At 56.0% G+C, this 23670-nt stretch carries 20 protein-coding genes; 10 read left to right on the forward strand and 10 right to left on the reverse strand.

The window, feature by feature from the left end; genetic code table 11:
• Positions 1-151: 151 nt before the first annotated feature.
• On the reverse strand, positions 152-472 hold the full coding sequence (locus FQ179_RS12700; protein WP_149397636.1) for a DUF1330 domain-containing protein: 321 nt from the start codon (positions 470-472) through the stop codon (positions 152-154).
• 319 nt (positions 473-791) lie between these two features.
• Here FQ179_RS12700 and FQ179_RS12705 point away from each other — a divergent pair, with 319 nt between their 5' ends.
• Both FQ179_RS12705 and FQ179_RS12710 read left to right on the forward strand, forming a co-directional pair.
• On the forward strand, positions 792-1172 hold the full coding sequence (locus FQ179_RS12705) for a nuclear transport factor 2 family protein (protein ID WP_223146252.1): 381 nt from the start codon (positions 792-794) through the stop codon (positions 1170-1172).
• A gap of 42 nt (positions 1173-1214) precedes the next feature.
• The gene (locus FQ179_RS12710; protein ID WP_149397637.1) at positions 1215-2060 is read left to right on the forward strand and encodes a helix-turn-helix domain-containing protein; all 846 of its coding nucleotides are present in this window, start codon (positions 1215-1217) and stop codon (positions 2058-2060) included.
• A gap of 133 nt (positions 2061-2193) precedes the next feature.
• Here FQ179_RS12710 and FQ179_RS12715 read toward each other — a convergent pair whose 3' ends face one another.
• Positions 2194-2532, reverse strand: coding sequence for a single-stranded DNA-binding protein (locus tag FQ179_RS12715; RefSeq protein ID WP_149397638.1), 339 nt, complete (start codon positions 2530-2532; stop codon positions 2194-2196).
• Positions 2533-2789: 257 nt separating this feature from the next.
• Here FQ179_RS12715 and FQ179_RS12720 point away from each other — a divergent pair, with 257 nt between their 5' ends.
• Positions 2790-4217 carry an amidase gene (locus tag FQ179_RS12720; RefSeq protein WP_149397639.1) on the forward strand — a complete coding sequence of 476 codons (1428 nt, stop codon included), beginning with the start codon at positions 2790-2792 and terminating at the stop codon, positions 4215-4217.
• A gap of 168 nt (positions 4218-4385) precedes the next feature.
• Here the strand turns inward: FQ179_RS12720 and FQ179_RS12725 are convergent, their stop codons facing one another.
• The gene (locus tag FQ179_RS12725; protein ID WP_255474970.1) at positions 4386-5381 is read right to left on the reverse strand and encodes a tripartite tricarboxylate transporter substrate binding protein; all 996 of its coding nucleotides are present in this window, start codon (positions 5379-5381) and stop codon (positions 4386-4388) included.
• A gap of 486 nt (positions 5382-5867) precedes the next feature.
• On the opposite strand from FQ179_RS12725, the gene FQ179_RS12730 reads away from it, so the two are divergent.
• From FQ179_RS12730 to FQ179_RS12755, 6 genes are all read left to right on the forward strand, one after another.
• On the forward strand, positions 5868-6869 hold the full coding sequence (locus FQ179_RS12730; protein ID WP_188074603.1) for a tripartite tricarboxylate transporter substrate binding protein: 1002 nt from the start codon (positions 5868-5870) through the stop codon (positions 6867-6869).
• A gap of 13 nt (positions 6870-6882) precedes the next feature.
• Positions 6883-8457 (forward strand): class I adenylate-forming enzyme family protein, encoded by a 1575-nt coding sequence (locus FQ179_RS12735; protein ID WP_149397641.1) that lies wholly within the window; start codon positions 6883-6885, stop codon positions 8455-8457.
• A gap of 11 nt (positions 8458-8468) precedes the next feature.
• Positions 8469-9656 (forward strand): lipid-transfer protein, encoded by a 1188-nt coding sequence (locus FQ179_RS12740; RefSeq protein WP_149397642.1) that lies wholly within the window; start codon positions 8469-8471, stop codon positions 9654-9656.
• A complete protein-coding gene (locus FQ179_RS12745) occupies positions 9653-10450 on the forward strand; it encodes an enoyl-CoA hydratase/isomerase family protein (protein WP_255474971.1) in 798 nt (265 codons plus the stop codon). The genes FQ179_RS12740 and FQ179_RS12745 overlap by 4 nt, the downstream gene beginning before the upstream one ends.
• A gap of 85 nt (positions 10451-10535) precedes the next feature.
• Entirely contained in the window at positions 10536-11405 is an 870-nt protein-coding gene (locus FQ179_RS12750; RefSeq protein ID WP_149397643.1) for a MaoC/PaaZ C-terminal domain-containing protein, read from the forward strand.
• Between the two features lie 64 nt (positions 11406-11469).
• Positions 11470-12294: an SDR family NAD(P)-dependent oxidoreductase gene (locus tag FQ179_RS12755; RefSeq protein WP_149397644.1), complete on the forward strand. Its 825-nt coding sequence runs from the start codon at positions 11470-11472 to the stop codon at positions 12292-12294.
• A 259-nt stretch (positions 12295-12553) separates the two neighbouring features.
• On the opposite strand, the gene FQ179_RS12760 is transcribed toward FQ179_RS12755, so the two are convergent.
• The 6 genes from FQ179_RS12760 to FQ179_RS12785 all read right to left on the reverse strand — a co-directional run bounded on the left by FQ179_RS12760 (position 12554) and on the right by FQ179_RS12785 (position 19175).
• Positions 12554-13735, reverse strand: a complete 1182-nt coding sequence (locus FQ179_RS12760; RefSeq protein ID WP_149397645.1) for a CaiB/BaiF CoA-transferase family protein — start codon at positions 13733-13735, stop codon at positions 12554-12556.
• Complete coding sequence (locus FQ179_RS12765; protein WP_149397646.1) at positions 13732-14172, reverse strand: Zn-ribbon domain-containing OB-fold protein; 441 nt, start codon at positions 14170-14172, stop codon at positions 13732-13734. The genes FQ179_RS12760 and FQ179_RS12765 overlap by 4 nt, the downstream gene beginning before the upstream one ends.
• The gene (locus tag FQ179_RS12770) at positions 14172-15332 is read right to left on the reverse strand and encodes an acetyl-CoA acetyltransferase (RefSeq protein ID WP_149397647.1); all 1161 of its coding nucleotides are present in this window, start codon (positions 15330-15332) and stop codon (positions 14172-14174) included. The genes FQ179_RS12765 and FQ179_RS12770 overlap by 1 nt, the downstream gene beginning before the upstream one ends.
• Positions 15333-15390: 58 nt before the next feature.
• Complete coding sequence (locus FQ179_RS12775; RefSeq protein WP_255474972.1) at positions 15391-16527, reverse strand: acyl-CoA dehydrogenase family protein; 1137 nt, start codon at positions 16525-16527, stop codon at positions 15391-15393.
• 25 nt (positions 16528-16552) lie between these two features.
• Positions 16553-18118: an AMP-binding protein gene (locus tag FQ179_RS12780; RefSeq protein WP_255474973.1), complete on the reverse strand. Its 1566-nt coding sequence runs from the start codon at positions 18116-18118 to the stop codon at positions 16553-16555.
• Positions 18119-18185: 67 nt separating this feature from the next.
• The gene (locus FQ179_RS12785; protein ID WP_149397648.1) at positions 18186-19175 is read right to left on the reverse strand and encodes a tripartite tricarboxylate transporter substrate binding protein; all 990 of its coding nucleotides are present in this window, start codon (positions 19173-19175) and stop codon (positions 18186-18188) included.
• Positions 19176-19402: 227 nt separating this feature from the next.
• Between FQ179_RS12785 and FQ179_RS12790 the strand changes: the two genes are divergently transcribed.
• On the forward strand, positions 19403-20185 hold the full coding sequence (locus FQ179_RS12790) for an IclR family transcriptional regulator C-terminal domain-containing protein (protein WP_149397649.1): 783 nt from the start codon (positions 19403-19405) through the stop codon (positions 20183-20185).
• Positions 20186-20426: 241 nt separating this feature from the next.
• Here FQ179_RS12790 and FQ179_RS12795 read toward each other — a convergent pair whose 3' ends face one another.
• The gene (locus FQ179_RS12795; protein WP_255474974.1) at positions 20427-22703 is read right to left on the reverse strand and encodes a TonB-dependent hemoglobin/transferrin/lactoferrin family receptor; all 2277 of its coding nucleotides are present in this window, start codon (positions 22701-22703) and stop codon (positions 20427-20429) included.
• Positions 22704-23670 lie beyond the last annotated feature (967 nt).

The raw sequence follows: 23670 nt of genomic DNA on the forward strand, positions 1-23670 counted from the left end.
AACACAACAAATCCGAGTTAACGACTAAGTCGTCCCTAAATTGGATTCAATTCAGGCAAACGGAAAAAAACTAAGGTACCGTGGCACTACATAACACCGGGCAGCAATGCGACAGAAGAAATCACCCTTCAAAGCTTTCTGGCATCACCATCTAACCAAGAATGTCCCAAGCCCGGTGCCCCATTGGCACGCCGCCAACAAGAAAGACTGTACCAACGCAATTTGCCATTCGTAACGACTTAATTGCCCGGTAGGCAGGCGAATCGTACCAGCGCGAAGCAAGATCCAGGTTCTCAAACTCGATAACAATCAAATCGCCGGCCGGCTCACCTTCCTTCCATAGATATGGCCCCCCATGAATGAGGAATCGCCCTGCATAAGGCAGGAGTGTCGAGTCAATGCGGTCGAGGTAGCGACGAATATCATCGTTCAAGCGCGTTTCGGTCAAGATGCCGACGACGTAAGCTGACATACATAGCTCCGGAGATGGATGACGTTAACTGGTATACAACACTGCGTTGTCACAGCATTACGCCATTGTCAGGGCCCTCTTATTGCGCGCCAATTACGCGAGAGGTAATCGCGCCATGACGTTTGTCCGCTTTACATATCAATCGCAAAAGTGACCAGCGACAGTCACTGCCTGTGCTATTGGCACCAACAAGGTCACATACACAGTCACGCTATTACCTGACATGTAATCGACCAGAATCGCCGATAAGATCAAAATCTCTCTGTCAACTTCGACAATTCAGTCCTCAATGACGAGACATCCTTCAAGGGAGATTTCCATGACTATCGCTACACTTCTGGCCACCCCGACCAACATTGCTACACAATATGTTCATATCTGGAACGAAAACAATCCAGCACGCCGTCGTATGCTTATTGAGCAGGCCTTCACGCCACAGGCAAGCTACATTGACCCACTCATGCAGTCCGTGGGGCATGAGGCTATGGACGCAATGATCGGTGCCGCTCAAGCACAGTTTTCTGGCTTGCACTTTAGTGTGGTGGGAAACCCAGATGGGCATAATAACGTCGTGCGGTTCTCGTGGGCTCTTGGTGCACCAGATGTCGAACCGCTCGCTATCGGAACCGATATAGCGGTCGTAACCCCCGAAGGACGCATCGAAAAGATCACAGGCTTTCTCGACAAAATGCTTGCCTAAGGCCGAACACATCTTTCGGCAACCATTTAGTATGGAGACTAGATGAATCAGCACGAGGCCATGACGAAAAATACGGGTAACAATCGCTATTTTGTCGATTTTTCGGCTGCACTACGCTACTGGCGCGACAAACGCGGTTACAGCCAGCTTAGGCTCTCAACCGAGAGCAGCACCTCACAACGACATATTAGCTTTCTCGAAAGCGGTCGCTCACAACCGAGCCGTGAGATGGTCTTAAAGCTTGGAATTGCCCTCGACATCCCTCTACGTGAGCGCAACGGGATGCTGCTGGCTGCTGGCTACGCTCCCGCCTACCGGGAACGCAGTCTGTCTGACCCAGAGCTGGCTTCAGTAAAACAGGCCTTAGACTTCATGCTGACCCAGCAAACGCCGTATCCGGCATTAGTAGTCGATCGACTGTGGAATCTCGTCATGACCAATGCGTCAGCAGCCATGTTAATTCGCTGGCTGCTCGACATGCCAAATGACATGCCATTGCCTCACGACGGCGTCAATGTGCTGAAATTGATGCTGGATCCAAATGGCATTCGTAAGCACCTGCAAAACTGGAGGGAAGTATGCACGGATCTATTGCAATGGATACAGCGCGAAGCTTTGGGCGACGGCCCCGGCAGTGAAGCGGCAACTCTTCTCGGTGAACTGCTTGCGTTACCGGGGGTAGCCACGGTAACGCGTCTACCCAACCTTGATACGCTCGCGCTGCCCTTCTTGCCCATGCAGATTCGCAAGGACAATATCTCACTGAATTTGTTCACGTCAATCGCCACCATGGGTACACCTCACGACGTCACCGTACACGAACTGCGGATCGAGTCGTTCTTCCCAGCTGATGAGGTGACGGCGGAGTGGTTCAAGGCGCGCTCGTAAACGTCTTTATCTTTCGACAACCATTCAGGCTCACAATTCGTAGCATAGAGCACGCAACTCGCTTAAGCGCACAACATAAAAATCATGTTGCCACGCTTTTGTCTTAAGCTACCGCATCTCTGCCGCATAACCATCAGCCGCCCGCCGCCCCCTCAATAGTCTGACGCTTGTGACTGACCTGATATGCCGTCAGCACAACATGGGCCACCATATCCAGCCCGGGCCGATATTCTCCGTCTTTAGCCTGGTACACCTTTGGGGTCAACGTACCAGACATGGCCACGCTATCGCCGTCTTCCAACGCCAGCAGCGTCGCCTGCGCCACGCTGTCGAATACGATTACGCCGCACAGCAGCATATCGCCGTTACCTGCCGCCACCTTTACTTTAGCTGTGGTGTAGGGGTTGCCGGTTTTATCTTCACCCTGCTTGGGCGCGCCGTACAGCTTGCCCGATATCAGTGCATCAATCATTAAATATCTCGCTTAGTTTGAAATCTAGGCAACGGTATAGCACGTAGACGCCTAGTCTGGTGGCTGTCTATTGAGCCGCTCACATAAAACCTACGCTTCGCAGCACGCTAAGCCAGTGTCAGCAACGTCATCTGCTCGAAATTTATCACTATCACGTTATCAACCATTATGACGCCAAGTCTGTCGGGCCAATCCCGCAACGCAGCTGCCCACTGTGGCACACTACCCTCTTATTCCAACCCCTCAAGAAGGCCATCATGAACGAGCTGCACACGCTATCAGCAACCGAGTTAATGACACTGATTCGTCATAAAAAGCTTTCACCGGTTGAAATCGTGCAAGCCAGCTTAGACCGTGCACAGGCCCTGCAACCAATACTAAACTGCTTTATAACGCTGTGTGGTGAGCAAGCGCTGCAGCAGGCCAAACAGGCAGAGCGCGATATCACTGATGGAAAGCCCTTGGGCAGCCTGCACGGGATCCCCTTTACCGTTAAAGATCTCGTGAACACGGCGGGGGTGCGTACCACTTTTGGAACTGTGCTGTATCAAGACAACGTGCCATCCGAAGATGCCGTGTCCGTGGCGCGCCTGAAAGCGGCCGGCGCAATCTTGATAGGCAAAACCACGACGCCAGAGTTTGGTTCTCAGCCCTTTACCCGTTCGCCACTATTTGGCGATACCCGTAATGCGTGGAGTGCTGAACGCACATCGGGCGGATCCAGTGGTGGCGCCGCGGTTGCCACGGCGGCAGGCATCACACCGCTGGCGGTCGCCACCGATGGTGGTGGTTCGACGCGCATTCCGGCAGCATGTAATGGTGTCGTCGGTATTAAGCAAAGCAACGGGGTCATTCCGCATAGCCAGGCACAAGACATCTTTGGGAATCAAACCTACGTAACGCCTACCACGCGCACCGTGGCAGACACAGGGTTGATGATGCAGGCGATGGCTGGCGATTACGCTGAAGATCCCTGGTCTATTGGGCTCAAACCCACTGATTACGCGGCAGCATCGCAACGGCAGGGTGACTTGCGAGGGAAAAGGGTACGTTATTGCTATGGCCCGGTTGGCCGCCCGCTAAGCAATGATGCCAGACAACGGTTTGATGCAGGGCTCAAGATACTGGAAGAACTAGGTGCCACACTAAGCCCGTTCGAAGCCGACGATTTTATTGTGGAGCCCATATGGCGCACCATTAATCACACGGTCTGGCGTGCCCGGTTTACACAGCTTGTGCAACAACATGGTGACACGTTCAGCGCAACCTTCCGTCAACAAATACTTTCTGCAGAACAATTTAGCGCGATCGAGTATCAAGAGGCTATGTTCGCGCGCACGGTACTGTTCAAACGCCTGCAAAAAATGTTTGAAACTGCCGATCTGTTCGTGACGCCTACGCTCACGCGCACGGCCTTGCCGCTTAATATGGATTTGTTCGATCCGTTTGAATTAGATGGGGCCCATTACGATGGCGTGCGCACGCATTGGTATCCATGGACCATGGTGTTCAATATGACGGGGCACCCTGCTATCACCTTGCCCAATGGTTTTGCCAGCGACGGTTTACCCACTGGCATTCAGTTTACGACGCGCTTTGGCGCAGATGATGAGCTGCTTGGCTACGCTTCCATTTTTGAACAGGCTACCGGCTCTGACAAAGCGCCACTGCCGACATTTATGTAAAAAAGCCAGGCCGGGATAGGTTCTCGGCCTGGCTTTTTCAATTAACGCATGCTGGCTCACATGGCCATCGCTCTCGATCTCAACCGATGGTTACCGCTTATGCGAGAAGGGCCAGGCCGTGTGCTTTGTACCTTGTCCCTTGTGGCTTGTGCCCTTCCGAGCCCCGGGTTAATCCATTTGTATTCCCGCACGCTTGACCACAGGGCGCCAGGTTTCCAGCTCTGCTGCGCCACGCTTTGCGGTGTCTGCACCGTTTGCCGGAGCGACCAGCAAGCCTTTTTCACCCAGCTGCTTTTTCAGCTCTTCGTTTGCAGATGCCTTCATGAACGCAGCTTCCAATGCAGCGGCCGTGGCATCAGGGATTTTGCTTGGCGCGACAATGGCGTAAAAACTGGTTGCGGCTTCAAACTCTGGAAAGCCCTGCTCTGAAAGCGTTTTTACGTCGGGCAGCGTATCAAGCCGTTTCGTGCCGCTAACTCCCAGAAACTTGATTTTGCCGGCTTGGTTTAAAGACATCATGCTGGCCACTGCGTCCCAGCCAATAGGAACCACGCCACTGGCCACGTCGATCAACATCGGCGAGGCACCACGGTAAGCGACAGGCTCAATTTTAAGATTGTGGTTGGTATTGACCGCCAAAATTCCCAAGTGCCCCGAACTGCCGAGTGTGGCAACACCCATACTGCTGCCCTTAGGCTGCGTGGTTTTGACCCATTCCACAAACCCTTTCATGTCGTTAAAGGGTTGGTCTGCACCGGCTGAAATTGCTGTAGGGATGTCAACAAGCGTGGCAATGGCGCGAAAGTCTTTCTTGGTGTCGTAGCCCGGATCTTTGTAGGTCAGCGGAAAAATAGTCATCAAAGGTGACGCCATCAGGTATACCCGGCTTCCGTTCGGCGCCGAGTCTTTGACGTAATTCAAGCCTATACGCCCCGATGCGCCCGTGCGATTCTCCACGATAACGGTACCGGCACCGTCTTTACGCAGCTGTTCAGCATATGCGCGTGCCGTGAGATCTGCTGCCCCTCCCGGAGCGTACCCCACAACAATGGTAAGCGGATCCGGGATCTTGCCGTCTGCGGCTTGGGCAACAAGTGGAAGTGCCATCAAGCTGGCCGCAATGCAGGTCAGTGTGCGGCGATAAACGGCGGAAAATTTGGACAAAGAGTTGTCTCCAAGAGTCGGTTTTATTAAGCGAAAAATTGAAAGTAGGCGTTCGATTGTATAGAAAGTGTGCTGTCTGCGTACTTGGTTAAAACTGTGATTCGGTCGCTGTACGACACTCACCCACCAGTACCCTCCTCACAAAAAATCGCGCGACTCCTTCTTTCGACGCATGCGGCAGAGCGCGTTCGGATCAGGGTTGCCGCCACTATTTTCGCTCCACTCTCTACGCGTCACTTCTTCGACCAGACGTAAAAAGCCAATCTCATCTCTTACTCCAACCTCGGGCAATTATCCAGCAGCGGTACAGGGCAATTTATTTGCTGCTGAACTTGGCATAGCGCATGTCATCACCCTAAAACCCGGCGCGCGATTCCCTATTGACTTATGGGCATGCAGCCAATATTATCCGTTAAGCGGATTTAATAATCCGTCAAGCGGACAATCATTTCAATAATGACGATAGCCCCCAACGGAGACAAATACATGAATTCCCTACGCAAACGCGTGGTAAAACTGTCTGTTCAGGCGCTGGCTGTACTGGCCTTGGGCAACACCGCTCTGGCAACGGCGGCAACTGACGCGGCAAGCTACCCACAGAAACCCGTAAAACTGGTGGTGGCGTTTCCGGCAGGCGGCGGCTCCGACACGTTGGGGCGTGTCTTGGGTGCTAAGCTCGCTGAACGTCTGGGGCAACCCGTCATTGTGGAAAACAAGGCCGGAGCAAGTGGCGCCATAGGTGCCGGCGCGGTCGCGCACTCTGCACCCGACGGTCTGACCCTTTTGTTGGGCACCACACCTGTCATTCAGGCACCCGTATTCTACAAAGACCTGCCGTATGATCCCTTCCGCGATTTTGCGCCGGTGGGGCGTATCGCGCTGTCGGCCGATGTACTTATTGTCCCGTCAGATTCCAGCATCAAATCGGTCGATCAGTTGGTCGAAGCCGCCCAGAAAAACCCAGGCACCTACAACTACGGCTCATACGGAAACGCCACTTCCGGGCACATGCATGGCGAGTTGTTGAATTACCAGAAAAAAATCGACCTGCTGCATATCCCATACAAGGGCACCGGCCCGCTGATGCAAGACTTTCTGGGAGGCCGCCTGACCTCTGCCCTTCCTGAAATCGTTGGCGCCCGCGCGCATCTAAGCAACCCCAAAGTACGCGTGCTGGCGGTCAGCGGCGAGCAACGCCTTGCGGCCCTGCCTGATACGCCCACCTTTACTGAACTGGGCTACGTCGACTTCGAGCCCAATGGCTGGTACGGCATCCTCGCTCCTGCAGGCACCCCAAAGGAAATCGTCGATAAGCTGTCAACCGCGCTGGGCGAAGTCATTGCACTGCCCGACATGCAGACCCAGCTCATCGGCATGGGGCTTACACCCGCTTACGGCAACGCCAAGCAATTGAGCGACTGGATGCACCGCGACGCGGAAATCTGGGCCCGTATGGCCAAGCTGGGCAATATCCAGATTCAACAATAAAGCCGGGTTCGCCATGTATTTGACACAAGGACTGCACCGCGCCGCCAAGCAAAGCCCCAACGGCATCGCCGTTATTTTCGGGGAACGCAAAACGACCTATGCCCAACTGCTTGAGCGCGTGCAGCGCTTTGCGGGCGCCCTGGTCGATCTGGGGCTCAAACCGGGGGAGCGCGTCGGGCTTATTTCACTAAACTCCGAAGAGTATGTGGCGTATTACCTGGCAGTCTGGTGGGCAGGTGGCGTGGTCAACCCCATCAACACGCGCTGGAGCGTCGCCGAGATTGCGTATTCATTAGACGATTCTCAAACCGAAATACTGCTGATGGACGAGGCGTTCGCGCCGCTTGCAAGCGACATACGCGCCAAGTCTTCATGCCTGAAGACAGTCGCCACATTGGGCTGCCCATCCTCACAGAACGACGTGGTTGAGATGAATCCTCTGATCGACAGCGCCACCGCCATCGCAGACCGCTGCCCTAGCGGCGATGCGCTGGCTGGCATCTTCTATACCGGCGGCACAACGGGGCACCCGAAAGGGGTGATGCTTTCACACACCAATCTGTGGACATCCGTGATTGCGCGCATGGCGACCATTCATTCACCTCAAGACTCAGTCGCACTGCATTGCGCACCCTTGTTCCACCTTGCTGCAGCCGGTCGGCTGATTGGCCAGCTAACACTGGGTGCGACCAGCGTATTGCTGCCACAATTTCGCGTTAATGAAGTCCTCGACTGCATCGAGCGCCACCAGGTCAGTGAAGCCACGCTCGTGCCCAGCATGCTGCAGATGCTCATGGACGACGCCGCTTTTTCATCAGAAAAATTCACATCACTCAGGCGCGTTACCTATGGCGCTTCACCCATGCCAGGCAAACTGTTGGGCCGCTTGGCTCAAGAGCTACCTTTTGTGGAAATCGTGCAGTCTTACGGCCAGACCGAAGCCTCGCCGGTCATTTCCCTGAACGCCACCACGCCCGGCAAAGGCATACCCGACGCGCGCTTCAAGTCAGCTGGCCGCGCCACGCTGTCGATTGAGCTGCGCATACTCGACGCCCAGGGCCAGGAAGCACCGCCCGGAACCATTGGCGAGATCACAGTCAAAGGCCCAGGCGTCATGCTGGGCTACTGGAACAAGCCGCAAGAAACGGCACAGGCTCTGCAAAACGGCTGGCTGCACACGGGCGACCTCGGTTATCTGGACGAAGACGGCTATCTTTTCATCGTCGATCGCCTCAAAGACATGATTATTAGCGGCGGCGAAAACATCTACTCAGCAGAAGTTGAAAACGCGCTAAGCCTGCACCCCGCCGTTTCGCACTGTGCAATCATAGGCGTGCCCCACGAAGTCTGGGGCGAATGCGTCCATGCCGTGATCGTACTTAAAGACGGTCACGCTGCCACTGACGTACAACTTCTAGAACATTGCCAGACCTTGATCGCAAAATACAAATGCCCCAAAAGCTTTGAGTTTGCCGACACGCTTCCCCTTTCTTCGACGGGCAAAGTGCTCAAGGTCAATCTGCGGCGCGCGTTCGCCGCACAACACGAAGGCACCGCCGTGCCCGCCTCTGAACAGAAATCAACCTGATAGGTATCCAAATGTCCCGTGCTTCGTACGTTGTCGGTGTCGGCATGACACCTTTCTCCAAACCCAGCCAGAACCAGCCCTACAACGAGATGGGCAAGCACGCGATTAATGCTGCCCTCAAGGACGCAGGTCTGGACTATACGCATGTCCAGGAGGCTTACGCTGGCTATGTGTATGGAGACTCGACCAGCGGTCAGGCTGTGCTGTACGAAGTCGGCCTGACAGGCATCCCCATCTTTAACGTTAACAACAACTGCGCCACCGGTTCATCTGCCCTTTTTCTGGCGCGTAGAGCCATAGAAACTGGTGCTGCAGAATGTGTACTGGCCGTGGGGTTTGAACAGATGTCGGCAGGCGCACTCAAGAGTGTGTACAGCGACCGGGTCAACCCACTGCAGCGTTTTGTTGACGCTACCGACTCTATACAGGGCTTTGAAAATGGAGTTCCGCGTGCTGCCCAGTTGTTTGGCGGCGCAGGCCGCGCTTACAAAGCCAAGTACGGGCTCGCACCCGAAACACTGGCCAAGCTCTCGGTCAAGTCGCGCCGCCACGCCGTAAACAACCCTTACGCCGTATTCAAGGAACAGCTCACCGAAGAACAGGTATTGGCCTCGCCCATGATCTTCGACCCCATCACACGTCTGCAATGCTGCCCGCCCACTTCAGGGGCTGCAGCGGCCATTGTGTGCTCCGAAGGTTTCGCCAAGAAGCACAATTTGAAAAACGGCGTACTCATTGCCGCGCAGGCCATGACCACTGACACCGCCAGCGCCTTCACCGGCGACATGCGTGATGTCGTCGGATATGGCATGTCGCGCAGCGCGGCTCAGCAGGTTTACGAGGCGGCTGGCATTGGCCCCGAAGACGTAAACGTGGTCGAACTGCACGACTGTTTTACGGCCAATGAGTTCATCAGCTACGAAGCCTTGAGTCTGACGCCCGAAGGCACGGCGGAAAAATTCATTATCGACGGTGACAACACCTATGGCGGTCGCGTCGTGGTCAACCCATCGGGTGGCCTGCTGTCCAAGGGGCACCCATTGGGCGCAACGGGGTTGGCGCAATGCGCCGAGCTGGTATGGCAACTACGCGGCCAGGCAGAAAACAGGCAGGTCGATAACTGCCGCGTAGCCTTGCAGCACAATATTGGCATCGGCGGCGCTTGCGTGGTGACGATGTACAAACAGGCACAACCATGAGCGCGGAAAAAAGCATGGACACCATTACCTATACCGTATCCAACCATGTCGCCACCCTGACACTGAATCGGCCTGAGCGTCGCAACGCCATCAATGCCGACATGCGCGCCGCACTGCGCGACGTTGTTTACCGTATCAAAAACGACCCAGATGTGCGCGTGCTGGTGCTCGCCGGCAGCGACGGCCATTTCTGCGCGGGTGGTGACCTCAAAAGCATGCAGGGCGAGATGACGACCACTCAAGGCCGGTCACGCATGCATAGTTCCCACGAGTGGCTGTCTGTTTTGCTTACGCTGGACAAACCGATTGTTGCTGCCGTGGACGGCAGCGCGTACGGTGCCGGCTTCGGGCTTGCTCTGGCTGCCGACATCATCCTGGTTACCCCCCGCACACGATTCGGCATGGCCTTTCTGCGGTTCGGGCTGATTCCCGACTTCGCACTGCTGTATACCCTGCCACGCATGATAGGGATACAGCGCACCAAAGAACTGGTTTTTTCCACCAGAGAGCTAACCGGCGAAGAGGCCTTGAGCCTGGGCATCGCCACAGAGCTGGTAGCCGCCGAATCGCTCACGGAACGCGCTGCAGAACTGGCCAACGCGCTTGCCACCGCTTCGCCCGACGCGGTCAGCCTGATCAAGCGCGCCCTGAACAGCACATTCGACCATGACCTATCGACCATGTTGAGCATGGAAGCGGATGGCCAAGGCATTGCGCTGGGCACCGACTATCGCAAGACGGCCATCACCAACTTCATCAACAAGCAGCCTCCTTCCTATAAGTGGCCCGAATAAAGGCCTTACGAAATACCTGCACCCTGTCGACATTCATTGCCAACAGGGTTCGACAAGAAACCTTGAACCTCAATCTGGAAATGTAATGGCCTTTAGTTACGATGCGATCAAGAACCGGGATTTCGCGCCGGTTGAACAGAACTACACAGAAAAAGACACTATTTTGTATGCGCTGGGGCTGGGCTTCGGTAGCGAACCCACTAACCCCGACCATCTGCAATACGTCTATGAAAACGGCCTGCGCGCCCTGCCCTTCATGGCAGTGGTGCTTGGTTATCCGGGCTTCTGGATGCGCGAGCCTTCCACAGGCATTGATTGGGTAAAGGTTTTGCACGGCGAGCAGCGTCTGCGCCTGCACCGGCCGCTGCCCACCAGCGGACGTGTAATCGGTTATTCAAAAATCAAGAGCATCGTCGACAAAGGGGCATCTAAAGGTGCCATTGTGGTAACTGAGCGCGTGCTGCGCAATGCTGACAACGGCGAAAACCTGGCGACCATAGAGCAAGTATCCTTTTTGCGCGGTAATGGCGGCTTTAGCACGCCAGAGCAGCCCGGCGATACGCTGGAGCCCTACCCCAATGCCATCGCAGACCGGGCACCAGACCATGTCATGGAAATCGCCACACGCCCCGAGATGGCACTGATCTACCGCCTGTGCGCCGACGACAACGCCTTGCACGCCGATCCAGCCGTTGCACGCGCAGCAGGCTTCGACCGCCCGATTCTTCACGGGCTGGCAAGCTATGGCGTGGCAGGCCGCGCGATTCTGGCTGCATGGTGCGACAACGACCCCACCCGCCTGCATGCCCTCAATGTGCGTTTCACCGCACCCGTCTACCCAGGCGAAACCCTGCGCGTTGAAAGCTGGAATGAAAACGGCGTCATCGGCTTTCGCGTCTATGTCACCGAACGCAACATCATGGTCCTCAACAACGGCTATGCAGAAATAAGCTAGGCAGGCGGGCTCTGCAGCCCGGCCCGCTCACTTCATATCAATTACCTACTAAGGATTTAAACAAATGAGCAAACTCGAAGGCAAAGTCGCCCTGATCACAGGATCTGGGCGCGGCATCGGCCGGGAAATCGCACTCAAGCTGGCATCCGAAGGCGCACGAATCGTGGTCAACGACTTGGACCGCGATCCGGCTGAAGAAACAGTAGAGACGCTGCGCAAATTAGGCGTGGAGGCCGTTGCCTGCACCGGCAGCGTCACAGACCCGGAATTCGGTAATGCGTTTGTTAAGACGGCGCTGGATAACTTTGGCAGCATCGACATCATCGTGAACAACGCCGGCTACACCTGGGACTCTGTCATCCAAAAGATGACAGATGAGCAGTGGTACGCCATGATAGACGTGCACATGACCGCACCATTTCGCCTGTTGCGTGCCGCCTCTGATTATCTGCGCACGCAAGCCAAAAAAGAAGCGGCCGAAGGCCGTGAAGTGTTCCGCAAAGTGGTCAATATTTCCTCTACATCGGGCATTATGGGCAACCCGGGCCAGGCCAATTACTCGTCGGCCAAGGCCGGCATCAACGGCCTGACGCGCGCACTGTGCAAGGAATGGGGCCGCTACAAGGTCAACGTTAACTCCGTGGCCTTTGGTCTGATCAAGACCCGACTGACAGACGCTGTTGCAGGCGAAGGCTCTACCATCGACGTCGACGGCAAAACCATCAGTGTGGGTATCAGCACCCAGTTCATGTCCAATATCGAATCCATGATCCCCATGGGCCGAGCCGGCCTCCCGGAAGAGGCCGCAGGTGCGGTGTATCTGTTCTGCATCCCTGAGTCCAACTATATCAGCGGACAGATTGTGATCTGCGGCGGCGGGCGCCCCTGATGTGGGTGGGCCGCGCTGCGGCCCGCAATTAGGCCAAGCATCAATGCCACGGGTCCGAACACATTAGTTCGGGCCCGTGGCCTTTCATTGAACAGATAGCCTAGGCATAGGCGTATCCCTATTGCCGGGGCCGATTCTGGGGCTAATGCCAGCGCCGTTGCCGTTGCCGTTGCCGTTGCCGTTGCCGTTGCCGTTGCCGTTGTCAGTATCAGTGCTGTGCTTGGCCTGGCTTGGCTTGGCTTGACTGCACAGGTTTGTCTCAGGGCTCGCTCAACACGCCCTTTTCAAACAAGGCCTCGATGGCACCCTGACTCCAGCCGAGTTCGCCCAGGATCTCGCGGGTGTGCTGCCCCTGCAGTGGCAACGCCGCTTCGGTGCAAGCACCATCCGCGCCCCCGCCGCGCAAAACGCGGACAGCCTCGCCGTCCGTAGCAACCGTGCGCCAGACCGGTGCATTGCGCTGGTCTGCACCCGCCAGTGCTTCAGCAGCCGACCATACAGGACCAAGACAGACATCCCAAGCCTCGCCCAAGGCCACCCATTCGGCCTGCGTGCGGCTGGCAAAAATCGCGGACAAGGCAACGCGCACACGCGTCGCCACCGCCGGATCCATAAGATCGTCTTCCTCCAGCAACTGTTCACACCCCGCGTTCTGGCAAAACGACACCCAGAACTTTTCCTCCAGCGCGGCAAAGGTCACCTGCCTGCCATCAGATGTGGCATAAAGCCCATAACAGGGGTGCCCGCCATTCAGGCGATCGGTGCCCGGCGCCGGCGGCACACGGCCCTGGGCCACCTGCGCGGCATCCAGGGGCACGAACATCAGCGTGCTGTCCACAATAGACAAATCAATATATCGCCCACGCCCTGTGGCCTGACGCTCCAGCAAGGCCGCCATGATGGCCAGCACGCAAGAGTAGCTGCCTCCGGCCAGATCAGAGGTAAGGGTTTGCGGCATGCTCGCGCGCCCGTCCTCAGCATTGCGCGGCAGTACGCCGGCATAGCCCTGATAGTTCAAATCATGGCCGCCCAGATGAGCCAGTGAGCCATTCTGACCGTAACCCGTAAGTGAGCAATATACCAGGCGGGGGTTGATGGCCTTGAGCGCTTCGTAGGACAAGCCCAATCGCTGCATAACCCCTGGTCTGAAGCTCTCGGTCAAGACATCCGCTTGCGCCGCCAGCTCACGCAACACCTGCCGGCCCGCTTCTTCTTTAAGGTTCACTGCCAGGCTGCGCTTGCCTGGATTAGATGCCGTAAAAGCCGCACCCATGCCCGTCGCCGGCAGAGGACGCAAAAAGCGGGCGTAGTCCCCCGCGCCTGTGTCTTCTATTTTGATGACGTCTGCACCCATGCCTTGCAGCATGTGCATGGCATATGGGCCGGGCAACAGTCGCGTCAGGTCCAGCACGCGCACGCCTGACAAGGCCCGCTGGGTCATTCCGAGGCGACCGGTGATCCGGCGTCATCAGCAATCACCTTGTACTGGATCAGCGTAATCTCATCGTTGACCGCCTCAAATACCGCCTGTACTCGCGCGCCTATGGCAATGGCATCCAGATCCGTATCGACAATATTTCCCATCAAGCGTACGCCTTCATCAAGTTCTACCACCGCCACGGCGTAAGGCGTGCGCCCCTTCATATAAGCGTTGGCAGCACGATGATTAATCGTATAGGTATAGACACGACCTAGCCCCGAGCAGGTTTTCCAGTCGAACCCATCGCTCATGCACTGGGTGCATATTTCGCGGGGGTAAAACTGCAGTGTGCCGCAGGCCTTACAGCACTGCACATCGATACGCCCCTCGCGCGCAGCGCGCCAGAACGGTTCGGTCAGCTCGGTGGGGCTGGGCAAAGGACGGTTAGTGGTGTCCATTATTGCGCTCCAAGAATCATCGTCGTATTGCAGGAAAACACCAGACCTGGTGCATGGCACATCGCCAACTCATGGCGCGGTAACTGGCGGTCGCCACACTCGCCGCGCAATTGGCGCACGGCTTCAATGACCAGGAATATGCCGAACATGCCCGGGTGCCCGTAAGACAAGCCACCGCCGGAGGTGTTGATGGGAAAGGCACCACCAGGAGCCAGTGCGCCATTTTTGACGAAATCGCCGGCTTCGCCACGTTTGCAAAAGCCCAGTTCCTCCAGCGATTGCAGTACGCCTATGGTGAAGTGGTCGTAGATCTGCACGACATCAATGTCTTCGCGCTTTACGTCCGCCATATCCAGCGCTTCCTGCGCCGTTTTGGCCACCCCGGTTTCCAGCCAGTCGGCCGTGCTGAACGGCGTGTAATGATGGGAAAACGACTCAGACAAGCCCTTTACGCTCACCGGCTTCTTTTTCAGGCTGGCTGCCCTTTCGGCCGTCGTGATCACCAGCGCACCACCGCCATCAGTTACCAGACAGCAGTCACGCGCACGCAGCGGGTCAGCCAGCACCGGCGACTGCATCACGTCCTCAAGGGTCAAAGGTTCGCGTCGATAGGCCTTGGGGTTAAGTGCAGCCCACTTGCGCGCTGCCACTGCCACCTCTGCCAGGTCTGTCAGCGTCGTGCCGTAACGATGGAAATGCAGTTGGGCCACCATGGCGTAGTAGCCAATCGGGCTAAGCTGGCCATAGGGCAGAACAAACTGACCACGCGGCGTGCGTGGGTTCTCGACCACACTGGCCAGCGCACGTGAGCCATCAGAGGCCTGGGTGCTGCCATAGGTAATAAGCGCCACCGAACACATGCCGGCGGAAATCGCCGCGATGGCATGGCGTATATGAGAAATATTCGACATCCCACCCATATTGGTGGAGTCGATATAGCGCGGCTGTATGCCAAGGTATTCGCTCAGCAGCACGGCCGGAAAGCGATCGTCGGTATGGGCAAAAACGCCGTCCACATCCGACAACGACAACCCGGCGTCATCCAGGGCCAGGCGGGCCGCCTGAGCCTGCAAGTCTAGCGCCGTCTTTCCCGGCACCTTGCCCAGGTCAGACTCTGCCACGCCCACAATGGAGACGGGCGTCCATGATTCTTTAAGCATTTATTGTTTCCTATACGTGTTTCATTGGCGGCGACGCACCAGGCACCGACCCGCGTGCTTACAGCGCGCGCGCGATCAGTTCGCGCATAATTTCAGAAGAACCGCCATATATGCGGTTGGGCCGCACGTCAGTAAGAGCCCGTGCAATGGGGTATTCACGCATGTAGCCGTAGCCGCCATACATCTGCAGCAGGTCATCGATGGCGCTGGTGGCTTCTGACGCCCACAGCTTGGCCATGGCGGCACCGTCCGCGTCCAGTTCTCCGTCCATGAACTCTTCCAGACAGCGGTCTACAAAGGCGCGTGTAGCGCACGTCAGCGCCTTGATATCAGCCAGCTTGAAACGAATATGCTGATTCTCGATCAATGCTTTGCCGAAGGCTTGACGCTCCTTAGTATAGGAAATCGTCCATTCGAGCGCAGCTTCCAGCGCTGCCGCACAACGCAACGCAATCATCAGGCGCTCGCGCACCAGCTCACCCATCAGATAGGAAAACCCCTTGTTCGGCTCGCCCAACATGCAATCCGCAGGAATACGCATATCGCTGAAGAACAGCTCAGCAGTGTCTTGCGCACGTTGACCCAGCTTATCCAACAGCTTGCCGCGACTAAAGCCTGGTAGCGTGGTGTCCACCCAGAATAGGCTGATGCCTCGGGCACCTGCGGCCGGGTCGGTCTTGGCCACCAACAACACGCGGTCCGCATGAAAGCCGTTGGTGATAAACGTTTTCTGACCATTGACAATGTACTCATCGCCGTCCGGAAGCGCGGTAGTGCGTATGGCCTTCAGATCGCTGCCAGCCGACGGCTCGGTCATTGCAATCGACCCCACCACCTCACCCGTAGCCATGCCCGGTAGCCAGGCCTTCTTCTGCTCCTCAGTACCAAGATGCAGAAGGTAATTTGCCACGATGTCCGAGTGCGTCGTAAAGCCAGTCACACCTGTTGCCAGCGCTGTGGCGATTTCCTCAATGACCACTGCGGTGTACAGAAAGTCACCACCGCCGCCACCATATTCCTCAGGAATATTCGGGCAAAGTATGCCCGCGGCCCCGGCTTCACGCCACAGCTCGCGCGGCACGCGACCATCTTCTTCCCACTGAGCATGAAAGGGCATAATGCGCTCGGCAATAAAGCGGTGCACGGAAGTCCTGAACATGTCATGGTCAGACGTAAAGCTTTTTCTGCGACTCACAAAAGTCTCCTGGATAAGTTGGCTATCAGTGCGCCACGCGATGCGTGTCTCCGGCTGGCCAGTATTTATTACGAACTTCTCGCTTGAGCAGTTTTCCGCTGTCTGTGCGCGGCAAACTGCTGACGAAGTCCACAGTTTTAGGTGTTTTGACGGAGGAGATACGTGCGCGGCAATACTCAATAAGCTCGCGCGCCATCTCAGGAGTAGCGTCATCCGGGTTCACAAGCTGCACCACCGCCTTGGCCGACTCGCCCATATCTTCATCGGGCACACCGACGACAGCGACGTCACTGACAGCCGGGTGCGAAGACAATACGTTCTCGGCCTCTTGCGGGTAAATATTGACGCCACCCGACACAATCATGTTGGCCAGTCGGTCTGTTAGATACAAATAACCCTCGGCATCCAGGTAGCCGATGTCGCCGTAGGTGGCCCAGCCCTTGTCGTTATAGGCTTTACGCGTTTTTTCGGGGTCGTTGTGATATTGAAAAGAGCCGCCGCCTGAAAAATAAACCACACCCGGCTCACCCACACCGACTTCTTCGCCATCTTCGCCAGCTATGTGCACGGCGCCAAATTCCGGACGGCCCACAGAACCCTTGTGCGACAGCCACTCATGCGAATCCAGAGAGGTGCGCCCCACCAGCTCGGTACCGCTGTAATACTCATAAAGAATGGGCCCCCACCAGGCTATCATCCGCTCCTTGAGCGGCACGGGGCAAGGCGCTGCCGCATGAATGGCAAACTTCATGCTGCTGATATCGTGGCTTAGCCTGTCTGCATCAGGCAGGCGCAGCAGTCTTGAGAACATGGTTGGCACCCATTGCCCGTGGGTAACGCCATATTTTTCTATGGTTTCCAGCGCAAGCACGGGGTCAAACTTTTCCATCAACAACGATGTACCACCCGCCCGCATCACCGCCATGTTCCAGCGAACCGGCGCCGTGTGATAGAACGGTGCCGTCGACAAGTACACCGACTGCTCATCAAACTGCTTCCAGCGCGTGCGCACATCGCCAGGCTTGCTGAAATACGCGTTGGCCGTAACCAACGCGCGCTTGATGCCCTTGGGTACGCCCGTGGTGCCAGACGAATAAGAAAAGTCTGCGCCTTCGGGCAGATCCGCAGGCAAAACGGCATCGGCTGGCACGCCGGCCAGCCACTGCTCGTAATCGGTAAAAGGCTGATCATCGCCGCCCTCGAGCACAACGCACTGCGCGCCGGTTTCAGCCAGCCACTGTGGCGTTAGCCCTTGCGAGGTCTTGGTCGAACAAAACATTAATCGCGCGCCGCAATCTTGCAAAATATACGCCAGCTCGGCCGGTTTCAGATGCAGGCTGACCGTTGTGTAGTAAAGCCCGGCGCGGTGCGCAGCCCACATCAACTCAAAGTACCGGGGATGATTTTCCAGATAAATAATGAAGCCGTCCCCAGTTTGAAAACCCTCCGCCAACAGGCGCGCCGCGCAACGGCGCGACCCGGCTTCAAGCTGAGACCAGCTTACTTCCAGGCCCGACGGAATCATTTTGTATGCCACCCTGTCAGGGTGATCTTTGGCCATTCTCTGTATTACCGACTCTGCTTGGTTCACACGCTTTCCTGTTGGTTCTGTATGTTGTCGTGCGCGACGTCTGTCATACCGACGCCGCACGGCGTGGTTAGTCTGTGCCGATGTTTGCGTCTTTAATGACCGTTGTCCAGCGCTGGACCTCACCGTTGACAAACTTGCCGAAATCTTCGCGGCTGCCCCCGACCGGTACTCCGCCCTGCTGCGCGAATCGTTCAGCAACCTCAGGCCTGGCCAGTGTCTTCTGCAAGGCCTGGTTCAGGGTATCGAGCACGGGCGCAGGCACCTTGGATGAGGCGAACAGGCCCAGCCACACGTTAACGTCGAAACCCGGATAACCCAATTCCTCCATAGATGGCGTATCGGGCAGCTGCGAAGCACGCTTGGCACTAGTGACCGCCAGCGCGCGCAGCTTGCCATCCCTGATCAGCGGCAATGCGGTTATGAGGTTGTCAACCATAAAATCTACCCGACCCGCCATCAAGTCGACCAATGCAGGCGAGGCGCCTTTGTAAACCACATTAACTGCCGGAATACCTGTTCTGGACTTGAACAGCTCGCCTGCCAGATGGCCGGATGAGCCGCTGGTCGACACCGCCATCGACAGGCCACCCTCCTTGGTTTTGGCATAAGCGCGCAACTCATCAAGCGTCTTGGCAGGAACGTCCGGGTTCATCACGATGACATCAGGCATGGATAGCACGTAGATCACCGGTGCCAGCTCATCTGGCGTGTAAGAAATAGTCTTCTGCAACGTGTAGTTAGCGGCGTTAGGCCCCAAACTGCCCATTACCAGCGTCGTGCCGTCTGGATCAGCCCTGAGCATAGTCTGTATACCCAACATGCCGCCTGCGCCTGCCTTGTTTTCCACGATAACCGTATGCCCCAGCTCAACCGACAGCCGCTCACCAATAAAGCGGCTTGTCTGGTCAAGAATGCCGCCTGGTGCGGCAGGGGCAATAATACGGATGGGATGGTCTGGCAACTTGGCAGTCGACTCTGCAGCCAGCGCCTGACCCGCGATAGCGCATGCGAGCGCCAGGCCCAGGCTTGATACACAGTAACGTAAGGGTTTGATCATGAATGGTCTCCTGATTGGCGTTGACCAGGCGGCCAACTCCTTATACGTAGATGCGGTATGTTGGAAATCGCCACTAAAAGGAGACGACACCACTTGATTTGTCCGCTAAGCGGATTATATAATCCGCCATACGGTTATTTAACGGTATTTGATTTAGCCTGTCAATCCCGATCAGCACGCACTGAAGTAGAATTTTCAGCATCTCGCACTTACCCAGAGGACTTTGTATGGCAACGCCAACCAGCGAAAGCTTTATCCGATCATTTGCCCGAGGCCTTACCGTCATCGAAGCAATGGGACGGTCTGGCGAAGCGCACACTGTCAGCACGTTGGCAACAGCCACATCATTACCTCGCACTGTGGTGCGCCGCATCCTGCTCACACTTTGCGAATTGGGCTACGTCGCCACTGATGAGCGCGAGTTTCGCCTTACGCCAAAAATTCTGAATCTGGGCATGACGTATCTCACCTCTCTGCCTTTCTGGGGTCACGCACAGCGTGCACTTGAGGATTTGTGCGCACAAATACAAGAGTCTTGTGCCCTGACGGTATTCGACGGCGATGCCGTCACCTATATTCTGCGCATACCTTCACGCAAAATTCTGTCGCTGCGGCTGGGCGTAGGATCACGCATCCCGGCCTATGCCACGTCACCAGGGCGCCTCGCACTGGCGCATCTGTCAGACGAAGCGCTGAGCGCCTACCTTCAAGACAGGCAGTTTCGACGCTACACACCCAAAACCGTAGATACCGTCGACAACCTGCTGCCGCTGCTGTCAGAAGTACGACAAAATGGTTACGCTTGGGTCGAAGGAGAATACGACGAATCGGTATGCGGTCTGGCCGTCCCAATTTACGACACACAACGCAATGTGGTGGCCGCGCTTAACGTCAACATGCTTTCACGCCAAACTTCGCGCGACAAGGCAGTAGAAACAATACTTGGCCCCTTGCTCGACGCGGCACATCGGCTCGACGGCATCGCGCCGGCATTCTTAAGGCCAAATTAAAAAGCTGAGCATGGCGCAAGTAACGTAACCACCGGGCCTGTGACCGCCTACAGGCAAATTTGGGCCACCTACGAATACCTGCCCAATGACCGCAAACGGGCAATCTTGGACTACCTACGAATACCGAACCAATGACCGCAAACGGGCATTTTTTGACCGCCTTGGGATTCTTCGGCTGAGATCTTTAAATCTCTGATATGAATAGTTATTGTCACCACAACAATAACTATTACCGATCAGTTTAGTATTGATACGTCAGTGTTACACGCACGCTGCGCCCCGGCTGGGTGTAGCTATCAATGGGTGCCACGTCTCTGCCGCTGGAGCGCGGCACGTCCAGGGCATTCCAGTATTTCTTGTCAAACACGTTATACACACCGGCCTGAACCCGCAGGCCTTTAGCTATTTGTGGCTTCCACCATGCGGCCAAGTCCAGCAGGCCATAACCAGGTGCCTGGAAATCACCCGCAGGCAACTCAGGCGGGCTGGCTTCTGGGTATTCTACTTGGGTGCGACGCTTAGCCAGAGTCGTTATCGCTTCGGCACCCCACTGATCGGTACGATAGCCAAGTGCCAGAATGGCTTTAAGTGGTGCCACCGAATTCAGATAGCGCCCGGTGTCCTGATCGCGGCCATGGGACCATGCCAAAGAGCCCCACGTATACCAATTGCTGTCAATATTCCAATGCGCAGCAAGCTCAGCACCATAGATGCGCACACGCGATCGGTTAACAAAACCCGTTACCCCCATGGGGTATAGCCCCGACCACGCTGGATTCCACCCTGGCGAGCTAGACGTCAAAGCGACATCCTGGTCAATAAAGTCTTTATAACGATTGTCGAACAGGCTTACGCGACCACCCAAATCAGCGTTGCCCACATCCATGCCCAATTCCCAGCCACGACTTATCTCCGCCTTTAAATTTGGGTTACCTGTACGTAAATACGTACCAGGGCCACCGTAGTTCATGAACAGCTGCGCAGCGTTAGGCGCTTTATAACCATAGCCATACTTGGCATAGAAAGACAGATCATCCATGGGCTTGTATGCCGCCAATAGCGACGGGGACACGCGCTGCCCGCTGCTGGACTCCAGTGACGTAATCGACGCGTTGGGGTTGCTGGAGTAATTACCGCCAGACTCGGGCGTTTGACGGTAGGAATCAAAGCGCACTGCGGGTGTCAACGCATACATGCCATCGGCCCACGCGATCTCATCTTGCACCCACAGCGCCCACTGATTGCCCTTGGCTTTAGGAACATCAGCCTGATTGGTATGCAGCATTGCGCATGGAGGGCGTATAGACATACTTGGCGTGCAGCTATCATAGCCAGAAGAGCTCTGTTTATTTTTGCTGCCCACCCACTCAGCACCTGCGCTCCAACGGTGCGCCAGCCCTAGGCCACCAAAATAGCCCGACACGTTACCCACCACACCAACATCAGACTCTTCCACAGAATTGTTGCGGCCATAGGGGCCTAGCGGAGCAGCTATGCGTATGGCATCTTGGGCAGCCTCCTGGCTGGAACGCTGCCAGAACAGGCTGATGTCAGCGGTACTTAAAGGGCTGAGGGGTTCACTAGAAAGATAGCCATACCCCAGAACAATCCGTTCGCGCTCGTTTTCACTCGATGTACTGTTGCCACCGATTGGATAGGTGCTTGTTCCCTGTTGGCGTACATTATCGATATCGCGTGTACGACGGAAGGACTCACCACTCAGGGATAGTTTATGTTCGTTATTCCACGCATGCTGCAGCTTGAGCATGACATTGCGTTGTGTAAAGTCTTCCGGGTTGGCTTCGTCTCTGTCTGTGCCATAACCGCCCTTTTCGCCCATATTTTTGAGCTCATGGCCTTTTCGCTGACCAACCTGCAGCAACCAGCTAGTATCGCCCTGGCCCATACGCCCCGCCAAAGCCGCATCAGTGCCCCAGCTGCGATCCGCACTGTCATAGCCCCCTTTCACCAAAGCGCCAAAATTCTGGCTCGCGCTTAGCAAGTCATCAGGCGACAGCGTGCGCAGATCCAGATAGCCCACTAATGAGCCCGACTGCGTAGCGCCAGCACCACGCACCACATCAATGCTGGACAAACTATTGAAGGCAATCGTATCCAGACCGCCCTTTTCGCCACGCGCGCCATCATCGAGCCAAGGTATGCGGATCCCGTCGACCCGCGTTACAACACGATCCTGATCCATGCCGCGGATATTGACACTATTGTTAGTGCGATTGAAATTCACCCCCGGCTCACCACGCTTGGCGAGGTCTTCCCAACTATCAATGGAGCGCTGGTCCAACTGCTCGCGCGTTGTAATGGTGGAGCCTTCAGGAAGTGCCGTCCCCAACTGCTGACCCTGCACACGCAAAGGAGCCAAAGTACGGGTAGCGGCGGTACCCGATGCGGCAACAGCCGAGCCCCCATCGGTCGTCATGTTTTTTTCCTGTGCACTCACGTGAACAGCAACGATCGCCATAAACACCCCACCCCACCAATATCGCAATGTTGTCGTCATTCTTCTTCCAAAGGGATTAAAAACAAAGACGCAAATGGTAACCACTCTCATTATTATTTGCAATTAAAGAATGATGTGAATCAAGCATGTACGATGGGGGGAAGCAGAATCGGGAAAAATAGCCACACAACAAGGTGGCCGCAGAGAAATCAAAACGGGCTAAGGGTTGGCATCCGACTGGAATGCCCTGCTTACTCCGATGACAAGCCGGACATGCAGGAGTTATACGAAGCTCATTGGCGCTGCTCGGTCATCGCCCCCGTGATTAGCTTGTCTTCATGCGCAAAGCGATGCTCGAAGCTGGCCACCAATTTGTCTGAATCGAGGACCAGATCCCTCAGCCCTTCTCCGAGGTTGAACAGGTCGAGGCTCTTACGTCGCTGCAACGCCGTGCACGGCAAATGATGAGGTCCTGCTCGACCTGACGGAAGTCAGGCCACGGTGCCTCTGCACTCCACACCTGGAGATACGCTTAGGGAATCAAAAATCGACCTCCACGTATTCATTGAGAAGCAGCCGCCACTGCCGTTCTTTCTCGTGCGAGCCGGATAACTCTTCGATCAACGGCTTCACGAATGGGTTCAGTAGCACAGTCGTCTTGGCCTTTTTGGCAAAAGGTCGTAAAGCATCGGTTGTCGGAAACTGCGATCCCCCATGAACACCTCCAGCATGAGCAGGATCAACGCCGTGGGATCACCGAGGATCTCCACACAAAATGGAAATGATCTCGTGGCGTGCTTTTGGATCCAGGAACTTTGAAAACTACCGCTTGAGGGTCTTGGCCCTGCGCGGTTGAAACGGTGCGATAAACCGTGTCTAGTGAGTGCTCATCTTCCGTTGTGAACTGCACCCCAAAAGTTGGACACCCATCCAACCTTCGGGGTGTTTTTTATGGCGCAATATGACGAGGAATTTAAGCAGGCAATAGTTGAGGAGTACTTGAAAGGAGTCTCAGGTTACAAGGTTC

It is taken from the genome of Pusillimonas sp. ANT_WB101 (assembly GCF_008369125.1).
Lineage (GTDB): Bacteria > Pseudomonadota > Gammaproteobacteria > Burkholderiales > Burkholderiaceae_B > Allopusillimonas.